The sequence below is a fragment of the Clostridium celatum DSM 1785 genome, from assembly GCF_000320405.1.
GTDB classification, from domain to species: Bacteria; Bacillota; Clostridia; order Clostridiales; family Clostridiaceae; genus Clostridium; species Clostridium celatum.
On record NZ_KB291623.1, the window covers coordinates 15253 to 32035 of the forward strand.

Sequence of the window (16783 nt, forward strand, 5' to 3'; positions counted from 1 at the left end):
AAATTGAATCAGTTGCCCTCATAAAAAGTTGCCATTTTATATATAAGGAGGGTTTGTACATGTTAGAAATAGAAAAGCCAATAATTGAGTGTATAGAATCAAATGAGGATGGTACATATGGTAAATATGTAGTTGAACCATTAGAAAGAGGATACGGAATTACTCTTGGAAATGCGATGAGAAGAATACTTTTATCATCACTTCCAGGTGTAGCAACTACATCAATTAAAATTGATGGAGTGCTTCACGAATTCTCAACTGTACAAGGTGTTAAAGAAGATGTTACAGAATTAATTCTAAACATTAAATCTTTAGCATTAACAATGGAAGGTGAAGGTCCACAAACTATTTATATAGATGCAAAAGGACCAGGAGTTGTTACAGGTGCGGACATAAAGACTGATGGAAATGTTGAAGTTATAAATAAGGATTTACACATTGCAACACTTGATGAAGATGGTAAATTATATATGGAATTAACAGTTAATAGAGGAAGAGGATATGTTACTCAAAACAAGAATAAGAGTGATGCATTACCACTTTCAGCTATAGCTATTGATTCAATATACACTCCTGTAAAGAGAGTTAACTTTACTGTTGATAATACAAGAGTTGGTCAAATCACTGATTATGACAAATTAACATTAGAAATTTGGACTAATGGAACTATTAAGATTGATGAAGCTATAAGCTTATCAGCTAAAATATTAATAGAGCACTTTAAATTATTCATGTCATTAGGCGTAGCTACTAATGATGTTGAAATTATGATAGAAAAAGAAGAAGATAAGAAGGAAAAAGTCCTAGAAATGACAGTTGAAGAGCTAGATCTTTCAGTTAGATCTTATAACTGCTTAAAGAGAGCTGGTATCAATACTGTTCAAGAACTTGCAACTAAATCAATGGATGACATGATGAAAGTAAGAAATCTAGGAAAGAAATCCTTAGAAGAAGTTGAAAGAAAGCTTAAGGAATTAGGTTTAGCCTTAAAACTAAGCGACGAGTAGGGAGGTAAATCCATGGCAGGTTATCGTAAGTTAGGTCTTTCTACAGACCAAAGAAGAGCTATGCTTAGAAGTCTTGTTACTAGCTTCTTAAAGCATGGTAGAATAGAAACTACTGAAACTAGAGCTAAAGAAGCTAGATCAATAGCTGAAAAGATGATTACTCTTGGTAAAAGAGGAGATCTTCACGCTAGAAGACAAGTTTTAGCTTACGTTTTAGAAGAAGAAGTAGTTAAGACATTATTTGAAGAAATCGCTCCAAAGTACGCTGATAGAAACGGCGGATACACTAGAATGATCAAAAAAGGTCCTAGAAGAGGAGACGGTGCTGAAGTTGTTATACTTGAATTAGTATAATTTCAGTAGGGATTAAGCTAAGCTTAATCCCTTTTTCGTATATAAAGAATTATTTTAGTATTGAAGCTATCTTTAAATTATATATAATAATTAAAAGTAGAACTATAATATATGTGAGAATAAAAAGTTGATTTTTAAAATTACTTGTATTTAAATGGCGCTTATATATAATTAAGTTATGGAAATTTATATAAAAATTTATAGAACTTAGGTATATAATAATTGCACTTTATTTAAAAGGAGGGATTAATATTATGGAGAAAATGATAGAATGTAAAAATGTAGTTTTTAGATATTCAGCAACTGAAGGTGAAATTCCGAAGGTGGCTATAGATGGATTAAATTTAGAAGTTAAAAAAGGTGAGTTTTTAGTAGTCTTAGGACATAATGGTTCAGGAAAGTCTACAGTAGCTAAACATATGAATGCATTACTAACTCCAAGTGAAGGAATTGTAATAGTAAATGGGATGGATACCTCAAATGAAGATAATTTATGGGATATAAGATCAAGTGCAGGTATGGTGTTTCAAAACCCTGATAACCAATTAGTTGCAACTATAGTTGAAGAAGATGTAGCTTTTGGACCAGAAAATTTAGGAGTACCACCAGAGGAAATAAGAAAAAGAGTTGATGAAGCATTAGAAAAGGTTGGAATGAGTGAATATAAAAGACATGCACCACATTTATTATCAGGGGGACAAAAACAAAGAATTGCTATTGCAGGAATATTAGCAATGCAACCTAAATGTATAATATTTGATGAACCAACAGCAATGCTTGATCCTGCTGGGAGAAGAGAAGTACTTAATAATATTAAAGAGTTAAACAAAAAGCATGGAATAACTGTTATCTTAATAACACACTATATGGATGAAGCTGCAGAAGCTGATAGAATAGTAGTAATGGATAAAGGTAAGGTTATTATTGAAGGTATTCCAAGAGATGTATTTTCAGAAGTAGAAACAATGAAAAAAATAGGTCTAGATGTTCCACAAGTAACTGAAATTTGTTATGAATTAAAAAAGCAGGAATTAATATAGATACTAAAATTTTAAATGTGAATGAGATGGTGAGTGCGTTATGTCAATTAAGATAGAAAATTTAACACATATATATATGCCAAAATCACCTTTTGAAAAGAAGGCTTTAGATAATGTAAATTTAGTTATAGAAGATGGAGAATTTTTAGCGTTAATAGGTCATACAGGATCAGGAAAATCAACGCTTATACAGCATCTTAATGGGTTGTTAGAACCTAGTTCTGGGAGAATAGTAGTAGATGATGTTGATATAACTAATAAAGAAACTAAATTAACTGATATAAGAAAAAAGATAGGATTAGTATTCCAATATCCTGAATATCAATTATTTGAAGAAACTATAGAAAAAGATATTGCCTTTGGACCTACTAATTTAGGGTTGAATGAAGATGAAATTTTAAGAAGAGTTAAAATTTCTATGGAGATGGTTGGTTTAGATTATGAAACATATAAAGATGTTTCACCATTTGATTTAAGTGGAGGTCAAAAAAGAAGAGTTGCTATAGCAGGTGTTATTGCAATGGAGCCAAAAGTATTAATATTAGATGAACCTACAGCTGGATTAGATCCAAAAGGAAGAGATGATATTTTAGATCAAATAAAAATTCTACATCAGAAATATAAAATGACCATAGTTTTAGTTAGTCATAGTATGGAAGATGTAGGTAAGCTTGCAGAAAGAATTGTAGTAATGAATCAAGGAAAAATTGCACTTTTAGGAAAGCCAGAAGAAATTTTTAAAGAGGTAGAAACTTTAGAGAGTATAGGATTAGCTGTACCACAAGTAACTTATTTAATGAGAGCTCTTAGAGAAAAGGGATTTGATGTTTCTGAAGAAGTATTTACAGTTGAACAAGGGAGCAAAGAATTACTAAGAATATTATCTAAAAATAATTTAAGAAGGGGGGATATTTAAATGATTAAAGATATAACTATTGGTCAATATATACCAGGGGAGTCTTTTATACATAAATTAGACCCTAGAACCAAAATATTAATATCATTTTTATTTATAATTAGTCTTTTTATTGTAGATAAGTTTACAGCATATATATTTGTAGTGGCATTTTTAGCATTAGTAGTTTATATAGCTAAAATATCACCTAAATACTTATATAAAGGATTAAAACCAGTATTCTTTTTAATTGCACTTACTGCAATTTTAAATATTTTTATGTTAAGAGAAGGTAGATTACTTTTTGAATTAGGATTTATAAAAATTTATGATTCAGGGATAAGAACAGCATTGTTTATGGCAATTAGGCTAATACTGCTTATAATGGGTACTTCAGTATTAACATTAACTACATCGCCAATTGAGTTAACTGATGGAATAGAAAGATTATTAAAGCCAATAGGAAAACAAATAGCTCATGAACTAGCTATGATGATGACTATTGCATTAAGATTTATTCCAACACTTATAGATGAAACTGATAAAATTATGAAGGCTCAAAAAGCTAGAGGAGCAGATTTTGAAAGTGGTAATATAATTCAAAAGGCAAAAAGTTTAATACCATTATTAGTACCACTATTTATTAGTTCTTTTAGAAGGGCAGATGAACTTGCTATGGCAATGGAAGCAAGATGTTATAGAGGGGGAGCTGGTAGAACTAGAATGAAGGTATTAAAATTTTCATCTAGGGATGCAATAGCTTTTGGATCATTTGCAATATTATTAGCAATAATATTAGTATTTAAATTTGCTATATAGCAATTAAACTTGAAAAGGTGATAATTTGAAAAATATAAAATTAACATTAGAATATGATGGAACTAATTATTATGGTTGGCAGAAACAAAATGGAATGAAGACAATACAAGGTGAATTGGAAGAAGCTATATTTAATGTAACTAAGGAAAAGTGCGATTTAACAGGAAGCTCTAGAACAGATGCAGGAGTTCATGCAAAAGGTTTTATAGCTAATTTTAAAACAAATAGTAAGGTGCCTCCAAATAAGTTTAGAGAGGCACTAAATGTAAAATTACCTAATGATATTGTAGTTGTTAAATCAGAAGAGGTGGAAGAGAGTTTTCATGCAAGATATTGTGCTAAAGGTAAAACATATGAATATTCTATTTTAAATAGTGATGTCCCATCTGCATTAATAAGAAATACAGTATATCATTATAAATATAATTTAGATGTTGAAGCTATGAAGATAGCAGCAAAACAATTTATAGGGACTCATGATTTTGCGGCATTTAAAACGCAAGGTAGTTCTGTAAAGGGTACTATAAGGACTATATTTGATGTGAATGTAGAAAAAAACGATGAAATAATAAAAATTTCTGTAAAAGGTGATGGATTTTTATATAATATGGTTAGAATAATAGTTGGAACTTTAATAAATGTTGGTAGAGGTAAAACTGATGCAACTGATATAATCAATATTATAAATAAGAAAGATAGAACTTTAGCAGGAGATTGTGTACCACCGAATGGTTTAATATTAAAAGAGGTTTATTATTAAAAATTTTTAATAAAATATGTTGACACGCCCGTAAGCGTGTATTATAATTTAATTTGTTTGTTAGAATAATTTATGTACGGAAGACCGAAGCATAAGGTCTTGACATAAATGCTATACTAAAAAATAGTACGGCGATAAATGTAAGTTCAGGGAGGGAAAAACATGAAATCATACATTGCAAAAGCACAAGAAGTTGAAAGAAAATGGTATGTTGTTGATGCTGCTGGTAAGCCACTAGGAAGAGTTGCTAGCCAAGTTGCTTCAATCTTAAGAGGAAAAAATAAGCCAACATTTACACCAAATGTTGACTGCGGAGATCACGTAATAGTAATCAATGCTGAAAAAGTTGTTTTAACTGGTAAGAAGTTAGATCAAAAAATGATGAGAAAATACAGCGGTTACGTTGGTGGATTAAAGGAAGTTCCATACAGAGAAGTTCTTGATAAGAAACCAGAATTCGCTTTCGAAGAAGCTGTTAGAAGAATGCTTCCAACAGGAGTATTAGGAAGAAAAATGCTTAAGAAGTTAAAAGTATACAGAGGTGCTGAGCACGAACATGCAGCTCAACAACCAGAAGTACTTGAATTAAAGTACTAATACAGGCTCGGGAGGAGGAATAAAAAATGGCAAAAGTTCAATACATGGGTACTGGAAGAAGAAAAAAATCAGTTGCAAGAGTTAGACTTGTACCAGGAAATGGTAAAGTTACTATCAACAATAGAGACATCGAAACTTTCTTTGGTTTAGAAACTTTAAGAATGATTGTTAACCAACCATTAGTTTTAACTGAAACTAAGGACAAATATGACGTTTTAGTTAACGTTCACGGTGGTGGATTCACAGGTCAAGCTGGAGCTATCAGACACGGAATTACAAGAGCTTTAATTAAATCAGATGAAAACTTAAAATCTGAATTAAAGAAAGCTGGTTTCGTAACTAGAGACTCAAGAATGAAAGAAAGAAAGAAATACGGTCTTAAGAAGGCAAGAAAAGCATCTCAATTCTCAAAGAGATAGTATTTTTTTCAAGGAAAGAGGCATTTTTGCCTCTTTTTTTTATGCATATTAAATTAGAGATTATATTTAATATATAAAGTTAGATTTAAAAATATTAAAGAGAAATATTAAATCCATGTTAAAAATTGTTGAAATATCTTAACAAACGTTAAAAGTTGGTGTAAACTTTAATTTGTAAAATATTTATAAATACATAAAATATTCAAAAGTGAGGAGAATATATTTTGGATACGTTAATGACAATAATTAAGTTATTAGGTGGATTAGGATTATTTATCTACGGAATGAAGTTAATGGGCGATGGTCTAGAGAATGCAGCAGGAGAAGGGTTAAAGAAGATACTAGAGAAAGTAACTAAAAACCCTATAATTGCGGTTGTAGTAGGTGCTATAGTAACTATGGTTATTCAAAGTAGTAGTGCTACTACAGTAATGGTAGTTGGATTTGTTAATGCAGGATTAATGAATTTAGCACAAGCAGCAGGAATTATAATGGGGGCTAATATAGGGACAACTATTACAGCACAATTAGTAGCATTTAAACTAGATACAATAGCACCTATATTTGTTTTTGTTGGTGCTATGATGGTAATGTTCGTTAAAGGCAAGAAGAGAAGAGAAATTGGTAATATAATACTAGGATTCGGTATATTATTTGTTGGTATGGGTACAATGAGTGGTGCAATGAAGCCATTAACATCATTACCTGTATTCCAAGAAATACTTACAACAGTAGGACAACACTGGTATCTAGGAATAATAGCAGGGGCAGTAATTACTGCAGTATTACAAAGTTCATCTGCAACTACTGGTATTTTAGTAGCTTTAGCAACTGCAGGAGCTATAGATATAAAGATGGCTTTACCAATAATATTTGGATGTAATATTGGTACATGTGTAACAGCAATGCTTGCTACAATAGGAACTAATAAAACTGCTCATAGAGCTGCCATGTTACATTTTATATTTAATGTTGCAGGTACAGTAATATTCTTACCATTCTTATTAACAGGATGGCTTGGAGATTTAGTTTCATACTTTAGTGATAATGTAACTAGACAAATAGCTAACTCTCATACAATATTTAATATTGTAAATACATTAATAATGGTACCTTTAATTCCGGTATTATGTAAAATAGTAGAGAAAATAATACCAGGTGAGGATGATGAAAAAGTAGGGCCCAAATATATTGATGATAGACTACTAGAAACACCTGTAATTGCAGCAGGACAAGTTGTTAAAGAAACTCTTAGAATGGCAAATAAGGCTAAAACAAGTTTAGAATTAGCAATGACAGCATTTATGAAAAATGATGAAAGTACAGCACAAAAAGTTTATGAAAATGAAGAAGTAATAAATAATTTAGAAGAATGTATAACTACTTATTTAGTTAAACTTTCTAAGTGTGAATTATCAGATAAAGAAAAGAATATAGTTGCATCTACTTTCCATATTGTAAATGATATTGAAAGAATAGGTGATCATGCTGAAAATATTGCTGATTTAACTATTCAAAAGATAAATAAAAAATTACAATATAGTGAAGAGGCTTTAGGGGAAATTACTAAAATGTATGAAACTACTCTAAAAGCATTAGATATATGTATTGAAAGTTATGAAAATAGAGATACAGAAAAGGCTAAAAATATTGTGGATATTGAAGCTGCAATAGATAAGCAAAATAAAAAATATAGAGATTTACACATAAGAAGATTACATGAAGGTACGTGTAATGCATATGCAGGAGCAATCTTCCTAGATTTATTAAGTAATTTAGAAAGAATAGGGGATCACTCTACAAATATTTCTGAAATAGTTATAGAAAATAACTAATAAAAAGAGTCACGAAAGTGACTCTTTTTTTATTGATTACTTCTAATGGAATAATAAATTATTTAAATAAACATAATAAATATGATATCAATATTGATGGAGGATTTATTATGAAGAAATTAGTTGTGGCTATGATTACTGTTCTAATGTTTTTTTATTACACAATGCCAGTTAATGCAAAAACCATTGATGACACTGAAAAGATAATTTTAATTGATGCAGGTCATGGTGGAATCGATGGAGGTGCTAAATCTAAAAATGGAACAATTGAAAAAGATATAAATCTTCAAATTGCATTAAAACTTAAAGACTGTTTAGAGGAAAAGGGCTATAAGGTTTATATGACAAGAGATAGTGATGAAGGTTTATATGAAAAGGGAACTACTATTAAAGTAAAAGAAAAGAGAAGATTTAAAAAATAGGGCTAAAATGAAAGTAGATACATCTTGTGATATATTTATTTCTATTCATCAAAATATGTTTCCTCAAAGTAAGTGCTTTGGAGCACAAGTTTGGTTTGCTTCAAATGATAAAAGCTATAAATTGGCAACATTAATACAAAACTCTTTAAAAGAAACAATAAAGGACAATAATAAAAGAGTAGCAAAACCAGCAGCAGAAGCTTACTTAATTTTAAGAGATAAATATGATGGAGCATCAATATTAGTTGAATGTGGATTTTTATCTAATCCAGAAGAAGAAATGAGACTTAAGAGTGAAGAACATCAAAATTTAATAGTTGAAGGAATCGTGAAAGGAATTGATATGTATTTTGATGAAAATATAGAAATTAATGATGCTGCTTAAAGATTTCCTTGGAAATATGACAATAAAATAAATTAAAGAATAAATTTAGATAAAATTAGACTATACCAGTAATACTGAGTAAAGTCTAATTTTTTTGTAAGAAAGATTAGCATTAATAATTAGTAAGTAAATATTAATTATTAGAAAATATATTATTATAGTTATTGAAAAAATGTTATAAAAAGAATAAACTAAAAATATAAAATAAGAACGATATTATAAAAAAATAAAAGAATATTCGTGTTATTAAAAATTATATAAGGGGGCTTAATTGTGAGAGAAATACATATATCAGAAATTATAGAAGTAGTAAAGGAATTATGTATAGAGGCTAATTATTATTTATCTAAGGATATAAATGAAGCTTTGAGTGATGCAAAAGAAAAAGAAACTTGGCCACTTGCTGAAAGTATATTAGATAAATTAATTTTAAACTCTAATATTGCAAAGAATGAACAGATGCCAATATGCCAAGATACAGGAATGGCATGTATATTCGTAGAGATTGGACAAGATGTACACGTTGTTGGAGGATTACTTGAAGATGCTATTAATGAAGGGGTTAGAAGGGGATATAAAGATGGTTTTTTAAGAAAATCTGTAGTAAAGGATCCATTAAATAGAGTAAATACTAAGGATAATACACCTGCTATTATTTATTATGATATAGTAGGTGGTAATAAGATAAAAATAACAGTTGCACCTAAGGGATTTGGCTCTGAAAATATGAGTAGAATAAAAATGCTTAAACCATCTGATGGGGTAAACGGTGTTAAAGACTTTGTACTTGAAACTGTAAAATTAGCAGGACCTAATCCATGCCCTCCAATAGTAATAGGAGTTGGAATAGGTGGGACTTTTGATAAAGCTGCTTATTTAGCTAAAAAGGCATTAATAAGACCAATAAATAAGAATAATGATGAAAAATTTTATAGTGATATGGAAAATGAGTTATTAGAATCTATAAATGAGCTTGGAATAGGACCACAGGGGTTTGGTGGAAAAACTACAGCCTTAGGTGTGAACATAGAAGTATATCCAACTCATATTGCAGGATTACCTGTAGCAGTAAATATTAATTGTCATGCAACAAGACATAAAGAAAGAGAAATATAGGGGGATAAACGATGATTAGAATAAGCACACCATTAAAAGGAGAAATAACAGAATCCTTAAAGGCTGGAGATAGTATTTTGCTTTCTGGAATAATATATACAGCTAGGGATGCTGCTCATGGTAGATTAATCAGTTTATTAGATGAAGGAAAAGAACTTCCTATAAATTTAAAAGATGAAATAATATATTACGTGGGACCAACTCCTGAAAAGCCAGGTCAAGTTATAGGATCAGCAGGTCCAACAACAAGCTATAGAATGGATGGTTATGCACCAACTCTTTTGGATTTAGGACTAAAAGGAATGATTGGTAAAGGAGTTAGAAGTGAAGAGGTTATAGAATCTATTAAGAGAAATAAAGCTATATATTTTGGTGCCATAGGTGGAGCTGGAGCTTTAATAAGTAAATCTATAATCAGATCAGAAGTAGTAGCTTATAATGATTTAGGAGCAGAAGCTATAAGAAAGCTAGAAGTTAAAGATATGCCATTAGTAGTCATTATAGATGCAAAAGGAAATAACCTCTACCAAATAGGGCAAAATGAATATTTAAATTGTAATGTAAAAAACTGTGATGCATAAAATCTTGTGATATAGGTTTTATTCAAAAGTTAAGGTGTTAGTTAAAAAAGTGATGATATAACATTTTTTGAATGTTATATCATCACTTTTTGGTTTGATTTTATCTAACAATTAAATTGCTTGGAAGCCTTTTCCTTTAACCTCTGATACATCGATTATAGTAATAAATGCCTTAGGATCAATTCTAAGGATTTTATTTTTTAAACTAATCATTTGAGAGGTTGTTACTGCAACATATAATAATTTTTTCTTATTATGAGTATAGCCACCTTCAGCCATAAGACTAGTTATTCCACGATTCATATCCTTAATAACATAATTAATTATGTCATCCTCTTTTTCAGTTAATATAAGAAGCAGCTTTTTGCTTGTAAATCCGTTTAAAACTTTATCTAAAACTGTACTTGTAATAAAGAGAGATTTAAGAGTATATAAAGCTTTAGGAACACCAAAAATAAATGCTGCTATTGTTACTATAACTAAGTTAAATCCAAATCCAACTTTTCCAATATCAAGATTAGAATATTTTTTTCTTATAACCATAGTTATAATATCAGTTCCACCTATAGAACCATTTCTAAAGAAAACTAATCCATAACCAATTCCACTTAATAAACCACCATATATACAGTAAAGTAATGTATCATCTACACTAACTAAACTAGATAATGGTTTAGTAATCATTAAAGCTGTAGAAAAGGAAATCATACCTATAGCGGTATAAATAGTAAATCTTTTGCTAAGAAACTTATAGCTTATAAAAAATAAAGGAATATTAAGAATGAAAACTGTAATTCCTGATGGTATTTCAAAAAGGTATTGTAAAATAAGACCTATCCCTGTAACGCCACCACTTAGTAATTGTGCATTAGATAAGAATAAATTAACACCAAGAGATGAAATAAAACAACCTAATACAATTACAACAACATCGATATAAAATTGCTTATTTTTTAAAAAATCTTTCATAAAATGATACCTCATTTAAGTAATAAATTAAATATCTATAAAAATTATATATTAAATATAAGCTTATGTTAAGTTATTTATAAAATTTTAGGCTTATAAGAAAACGGTAATAATTATTATTAAAAAATAATTATTATAGATAAACAAAGAAAATAGTAGTAATTTAATGAATTATAAGTATTCTTTTAATTTTTTTGCTTTATTAATTGTTTTACAAGAATAAATAGCACCATTATAATTAACAATATATTGTGTGAGAGAATAATAAATATACTATATATAGTGGAGGAACGACGGTGAGTAATTTAGAAAATATATGCCAATTTGCAATTGAGGGAATTAGTGATTCACAAGGAGTATATGTTAAAGAAAAGCTTCTTGAAAGCTGCAAAAATATAATAAGAGAAAATATGGATAGCAATGGTGTTAGAAATTCTGTAATACAAGCAGCTTTAGAATTGACAACAGAACAGGAACCTAAGTGGCAATATGTTGCATCAAAGCTTTATGTATATAGATTATATGATGAGATAAAAAGCAATAGAAAAATAGAATCTGAAATGAATCCATATACTGATTTTTTTGATTTCATATGTGAAATGACTGAAAAAAATTTATATGGAAAATATATTTTAGAAAACTATTCAGAAGATGAAATAAAAGAATTAGAAAAGGAAATAAAACCTGAAAGGGATTTTTTATTTACTTATAGTGGTATAGATTTATTAGCAAAGAGATATTTAATTCAAGATTATGATAGAAAACCTCTTGAGCTTCCACAACAAATGTTTATGGGAATAGCAATGCATTTAGCAATTCCAGAAAGAAAAGAAACTAAAGTTATGTGGGCAAAGAGGTTTTATGATGTTTTAAGTTCTTTAAAGGCTACTATGGCCACTCCTACTATGTCTAATGCTAGAAAGCCATTTTATCAATTAAGCTCATGCTTTATAGATACAGTTGAAGATAGCTTAAAGGGAATATATAAATCAATAGATAATTTTGCTGAAGTTTCAAAATTCGGTGGAGGAATGGGTATTTATATAGGGAAAATAAGAGCTATTGGATCATCTATAAGAGGATTTAAAGGTGCATCAGGAGGAGTTATTCCATGGATAAAGCTATTTAATGATACTGCAATTGCAGTTGATCAATTAGGAGTAAGAAATGGTTCAGTTGCAATTTGGCTTGATGCATGGCATAAAGAAGTACCAGAATTTTTACAACTTAGAACTAATAATGGGGATGATAGAAAAAAGGCTCATGATATTTTCCCAGGCCTTTGTTATCCAGATTTATTTTGGAAGCTTGCAGAAAATGATATTGATGCAAATTGGTACATGATGTGTCCTCATGAGATAAAAACTATTAAAGGATATTCTCTTGAAGATTTTTATGGGGAAGAATGGGAAAAAAGATATTATGACTGTGTAAATGATGAAAGAATAGAAAAAAGAGTTATGTCTGTTAAAGATATAGTTAGATTAATAATAAAAAGTGCGGCAGAGACTGGAACTCCATTTGCCTTTTATAGAGATACTGTAAATAAGATGAATCCTAATAAACATAAAGGTATGATTTACTCGTCTAATCTTTGTACAGAAATAATGCAAAATATGAGTCCAATGAATATACAAGAAACAACCATAGTTGATGAAAATGGAGATACCATAATTGTTGAAAAAACTAAAGCAGGAGATTTTGTTGTTTGTAACTTATCATCTGTAGTTTTAGGAAATGTAGATGTAACCTCAGATGAAGAGGTTGAATATGTAGTAGAAACTCAAATAAGAGCAATGGACAATGTTATAGACTTAAATTATTATTCAGTACCATTTGCAGAAGTTACAAACAAAAAGTATAGAGCAATAGGTTTAGGTACTAGTGGATACCATCATATGCTTGCAAATAACAAAATTCATTGGAATGAAGAAAAACATTTAGAATTTGCAGATAGTGTTTATGAAAAAGTAAATTATTATGCTATTAAAGCTAGTATGAATATTGCAAAGGAAAAAGGAAAATATTCATGCTTTGAAGGTTCTGATTGGGATAATGGAGAGTATTTTAACTTAAGAAATTATAATTCAGATAAATGGAATGACTTAAAGAAAGAAGTTAATAAATTTGGTTTAAGAAATGGATATCTTTTTGCAGTTGCACCTAATGGTTCTACAGCTACAATTGCTGGTACAAGTGAAGGGATAGATCCTGTTATGTCAAGATTCTGGCTTGAGGAGAAGAAGGGAAGTATAGTTCCTAAAACAGCACCAAATTTAAGTTGGGAAAATTTCTGGTATTATAATTCAGCATATAATATAGATCAAGATTTATGTGTTGAGATAAATGGAATAAGACAAAGACATATAGATCAAGGTCAATCATTTAATTTATATATAACAACAGATTATACTATGAGACAAATAATGAATTTATATATAAAAGCTTATAAATGCGGAGTTAAATCAATTTACTATGTAAGATCAAAATCATTAGAAATATCAGAATGTGAAAGCTGTTCAGCATAATTTAGCTTAGATATTTTTTATAGAAGCGGGAGAATAATAATGAATATAAATAAAAAGCCTTTATTTAATGAAAATGGTGATATTGAAGTAAGTAAAAGAAAAATGATAAATGGTAACACTACTAATTTAAATGACTTCAATAATATGAAGTATGGATGGGTAAGTGAATGGTATAGGCAAGCAATGAATAATTTTTGGATACCAGAAGAGATAAACTTAGCTCAAGATTTAAAAGATTATAGTAAATTAGATGAATATGAAAGAAGTGCTTATGATAAAATTTTATCTTTTTTAATATTTTTAGATTCCATACAGACAGCAAATTTAAGTAATATAAATAATTATATAACAGCTAGTGAGATTAATTTATGCTTAACTATTCAAGCATTCCAAGAAGCAGTTCATTCTCAGAGTTATAGTTATATGCTTGATACCATTTGCTCACCGGAAAAAAGAAATGAAATTCTTTATCAATGGAAAGATGACAAAATACTTTTAGAAAGAAATAAGTTTATAGGCCGACAATATAATAAATTTTTAGAGAGTCCGACTAAGGAAAATCTTATAAAAACTATTATGGCAAACTTTATTTTGGAAGGTATTTATTTCTATTCTGGATTTATGTTCTTTTATAACCTTGAAAGAAATGGGAAAATGCCAGGTTCAGCACAAGAAATTCGTTATATAAATAGAGATGAAAATACACATCTTTGGTTATTTAGAAATTTAATTAAAGAACTTCAAAAAGAAGAGGAAGAAATATTTACTAAGGAATTAATAAATGAACTAAGAACTATGATGGAAATAGGAGTTCTAAATGAGATAAAGTGGGGAAATTACGTAATTGGTGAAAATATTCAAGGGATAAATAAAAATTTAATAGAAAGTTATATTAAATTTTTAGGAAATAAAAGATTAAAAGAAATAGGATTAGAACCTATATTTGAAGGATATGATAAAAATCCAGCAACATGGGTAGATTCATTAGCTAATGCTAATGCTGTTAAAACAGATTTCTTTGAAGCTAAGTCTACAGCTTATGCAAAAGCAAGTGTTTTAGTTGATGATTTATAATCATTAACTAAAGCATGATTTTTGTTTAAAATCTTATTGAAAATGTTATTTATCTATTTTAAAGTTAAAAAAATTACAAAATAACTTTGAATTTATTATAAAATTAATCAAAAAAAGTATATTTTGGAAAAAAATTCATAAAAAATAATATATAAAACAAAATTTTCATGATAACGTTATTAACAAATCAAAAAAATATGATATAATACATTATAGTTTGAAAAAATATGTTAATACACATTAAATTTAAAATAAATAAAAAAGTACTAAATTTTGCTTAAGTGTAGGAGGAATTCAATAATGAAAAAAGGTATCGCTGCATCAAAAGGGTATGCAATAGGTAAAGTATTCATTCAAGAACACGAAGAAATAGTTATAACTGATGCTAAGGTTTCAGATGTAGCTGCAGAAAAGGAAAAATTACAAAATGCTCTTGCAGCATCAAAAGAACAATTAACTGCAATTAAAGAAAAAACACTTGCTGAAATAGGTGAACATGAAGCTGCTGTTTTCGAAGCTCATTTAACTTTATTAGATGACCCAGAGTTTACTGGAACTATGGAAATGACAGTTGAAACAGAAAGCTTAAATGCTATGAAAGCTGTTCAAAATGTTACAGATACATTCGTTATGATTTTTGAATCAATGGATGATGCATATATGAGAGAAAGAGCTGCTGATATTAAAGACGTTTCTAAGAGAATCATCTCTAACTTAGCAGGAAAAGGTGGAAGTGCTTTTGCTATAACTGAAGCAAATACAGTTGTTGTTGCTTATGACTTAACACCATCAGATACAGCCCAATTAGATAGATCAAAAGTTGTTGGTTTCTTAACAGATATCGGAGGAAGAACTTCTCACTCTGCTATCATGGCTAGAACATTAGAAATTCCAGCTGTAGTTGGTCTAGGAGATATAACTACATCAGTTAAAAATGGTGATTCAATAATCGTTGATGGTATTGAAGGATTTGCAATAATTAACCCATCAGAAGAAGTTATTGCTGAATATGTAGCTAAGAAAGAAAAATTTGCTGCAGAACAAGAAGAATTAAAGAAACTTATCGAAGTTAAAACTGTAACTAAATCAGGTAAGAGAATAGAAGTTTGCGGTAACATTGGTAAGCCAGAAGATATAGATCAAGTTTTAGCTAACGGTGGAGATGGTGTAGGATTATTCAGAACTGAATTCTTATACATGGACAGAGATCAAGCTCCAACTGAAGAAGAACAATTTACAGCTTATAAAACTGTTTTAGAAAAAGCTAACGGTAAGCAAGTTGTTATTAGAACATTAGATATCGGTGGAGATAAGGTATTACCTTACTTACCATTACCAGAAGAAATGAACCCATTCTTAGGCTACAGAGCTATAAGATTATGTTTAGATAGAAAAGATATATTCAAGGTTCAAATCAGAGCTTTATTAAGAGCTTCTGTATACGGAAACCTTTGTGTTATGTTCCCAATGATTTCAGGCTTAGAAGAATTCCAAGCTGCTAAAGAATTCGTTGAAGAATGTAGAGCTGAATTACATGCTGAAGGAGTTCAAACTTCAGAAACAACTCAATGGGGTATCATGGTTGAAATTCCAGCTGCAGCAGTATATGCAGATGAATTAGCTAAGCACGTTGATTTCTTCTCAATAGGAACAAACGACTTAATCCAATACACATTAGCTGCTGACAGAATGAGCGAAAAAGTATCATACCTTTATAATCCAATGCACCCAGCTGTATTAAGATTAATAAAGATGACTATAGATGGAGCTCACAAACATGGTAAGTGGGTTGGAATGTGTGGAGAAATGGCAGGAGACGAAGCTGCTATCCCTACATTAGTTGAATATGGATTAGATGAATTCTCAATGAGTGCTACATCAATCTTAACTGCTAAGAAGATAATATTAGAACAAGAATAATATATAAGGAATCGCAATAGCGATTCCTTTTTTATTGTATTTAGAAAACCACTTGCTATGCA

At 29.4% G+C, this 16783-nt stretch carries 14 protein-coding genes and 2 pseudogenes; 15 read left to right on the forward strand and 1 reads right to left on the reverse strand.

What is annotated here, in order from left to right; all coding sequences use genetic code 11:
* The first annotated feature begins 59 nt into the window (after nt 1-59).
* The 12 genes and pseudogenes from HMPREF0216_RS05355 to HMPREF0216_RS05410 all read left to right on the forward strand — a co-directional run bounded on the left by HMPREF0216_RS05355 (nt 60) and on the right by HMPREF0216_RS05410 (nt 10230).
* Complete coding sequence (locus HMPREF0216_RS05355) at nt 60-1007, forward strand: DNA-directed RNA polymerase subunit alpha (RefSeq protein ID WP_005212101.1); 948 nt, start codon at nt 60-62, stop codon at nt 1005-1007.
* A 12-nt stretch (nt 1008-1019) separates the two neighbouring features.
* Nucleotides 1020-1361, forward strand: coding sequence for a 50S ribosomal protein L17 (rplQ, locus tag HMPREF0216_RS05360; RefSeq protein ID WP_005212103.1), 342 nt, complete (start codon nt 1020-1022; stop codon nt 1359-1361).
* Between the two features lie 251 nt (nt 1362-1612).
* Nucleotides 1613-2457, forward strand: a pseudogene (locus HMPREF0216_RS05365) (energy-coupling factor transporter ATPase).
* A complete protein-coding gene (locus HMPREF0216_RS05370; protein WP_040419044.1) occupies nt 2442-3317 on the forward strand; it encodes an energy-coupling factor transporter ATPase in 876 nt (291 codons plus the stop codon). The pseudogene HMPREF0216_RS05365 and the gene HMPREF0216_RS05370 overlap by 16 nt, the downstream one beginning before the upstream one ends.
* The gene (locus HMPREF0216_RS05375; RefSeq protein ID WP_005212109.1) at nt 3318-4115 is read left to right on the forward strand and encodes an energy-coupling factor transporter transmembrane component T family protein; all 798 of its coding nucleotides are present in this window, start codon (nt 3318-3320) and stop codon (nt 4113-4115) included.
* A 25-nt stretch (nt 4116-4140) separates the two neighbouring features.
* Nucleotides 4141-4875, forward strand: coding sequence for a tRNA pseudouridine(38-40) synthase TruA (gene truA, locus HMPREF0216_RS05380; RefSeq protein WP_005212110.1), 735 nt, complete (start codon nt 4141-4143; stop codon nt 4873-4875).
* 162 nt (nt 4876-5037) lie between these two features.
* Nucleotides 5038-5472 (forward strand): 50S ribosomal protein L13, encoded by a 435-nt coding sequence (gene rplM, locus HMPREF0216_RS05385; RefSeq protein ID WP_005212113.1) that lies wholly within the window; start codon nt 5038-5040, stop codon nt 5470-5472.
* Between the two features lie 26 nt (nt 5473-5498).
* Nucleotides 5499-5891 (forward strand): 30S ribosomal protein S9, encoded by a 393-nt coding sequence (rpsI, locus tag HMPREF0216_RS05390; RefSeq protein WP_005212115.1) that lies wholly within the window; start codon nt 5499-5501, stop codon nt 5889-5891.
* A gap of 224 nt (nt 5892-6115) precedes the next feature.
* Nucleotides 6116-7726, forward strand: coding sequence for a Na/Pi cotransporter family protein (locus HMPREF0216_RS05395; protein ID WP_040419047.1), 1611 nt, complete (start codon nt 6116-6118; stop codon nt 7724-7726).
* A 110-nt stretch (nt 7727-7836) separates the two neighbouring features.
* Nucleotides 7837-8533 (forward strand): annotated as a pseudogene (cwlD, locus tag HMPREF0216_RS05400) (N-acetylmuramoyl-L-alanine amidase CwlD).
* Between the two features lie 273 nt (nt 8534-8806).
* Nucleotides 8807-9649 (forward strand): fumarate hydratase, encoded by an 843-nt coding sequence (locus tag HMPREF0216_RS05405; protein ID WP_005212121.1) that lies wholly within the window; start codon nt 8807-8809, stop codon nt 9647-9649.
* Between the two features lie 11 nt (nt 9650-9660).
* Nucleotides 9661-10230 carry a Fe-S-containing hydro-lyase gene (locus HMPREF0216_RS05410; protein ID WP_005212122.1) on the forward strand — a complete coding sequence of 190 codons (570 nt, stop codon included), beginning with the start codon at nt 9661-9663 and terminating at the stop codon, nt 10228-10230.
* 111 nt (nt 10231-10341) lie between these two features.
* Here the strand turns inward: HMPREF0216_RS05410 and HMPREF0216_RS05415 are convergent, their stop codons facing one another.
* Nucleotides 10342-11199, reverse strand: coding sequence for a YitT family protein (locus tag HMPREF0216_RS05415; RefSeq protein ID WP_005212123.1), 858 nt, complete (start codon nt 11197-11199; stop codon nt 10342-10344).
* A 314-nt stretch (nt 11200-11513) separates the two neighbouring features.
* On the opposite strand from HMPREF0216_RS05415, the gene HMPREF0216_RS05420 reads away from it, so the two are divergent.
* From HMPREF0216_RS05420 to ptsP, 3 genes are all read left to right on the forward strand, one after another.
* Nucleotides 11514-13727 carry a ribonucleoside-diphosphate reductase subunit alpha gene (locus HMPREF0216_RS05420; RefSeq protein ID WP_394371318.1) on the forward strand — a complete coding sequence of 738 codons (2214 nt, stop codon included), beginning with the start codon at nt 11514-11516 and terminating at the stop codon, nt 13725-13727.
* A 39-nt stretch (nt 13728-13766) separates the two neighbouring features.
* Nucleotides 13767-14801: a ribonucleotide-diphosphate reductase subunit beta gene (locus tag HMPREF0216_RS05425; RefSeq protein ID WP_005212125.1), complete on the forward strand. Its 1035-nt coding sequence runs from the start codon at nt 13767-13769 to the stop codon at nt 14799-14801.
* Nucleotides 14802-15101: 300 nt separating this feature from the next.
* Entirely contained in the window at nt 15102-16721 is a 1620-nt protein-coding gene (gene ptsP / locus HMPREF0216_RS05430; protein ID WP_005212126.1) for a phosphoenolpyruvate--protein phosphotransferase, read from the forward strand.
* The last annotated feature ends 62 nt before the right edge of the window (nt 16722-16783 follow it).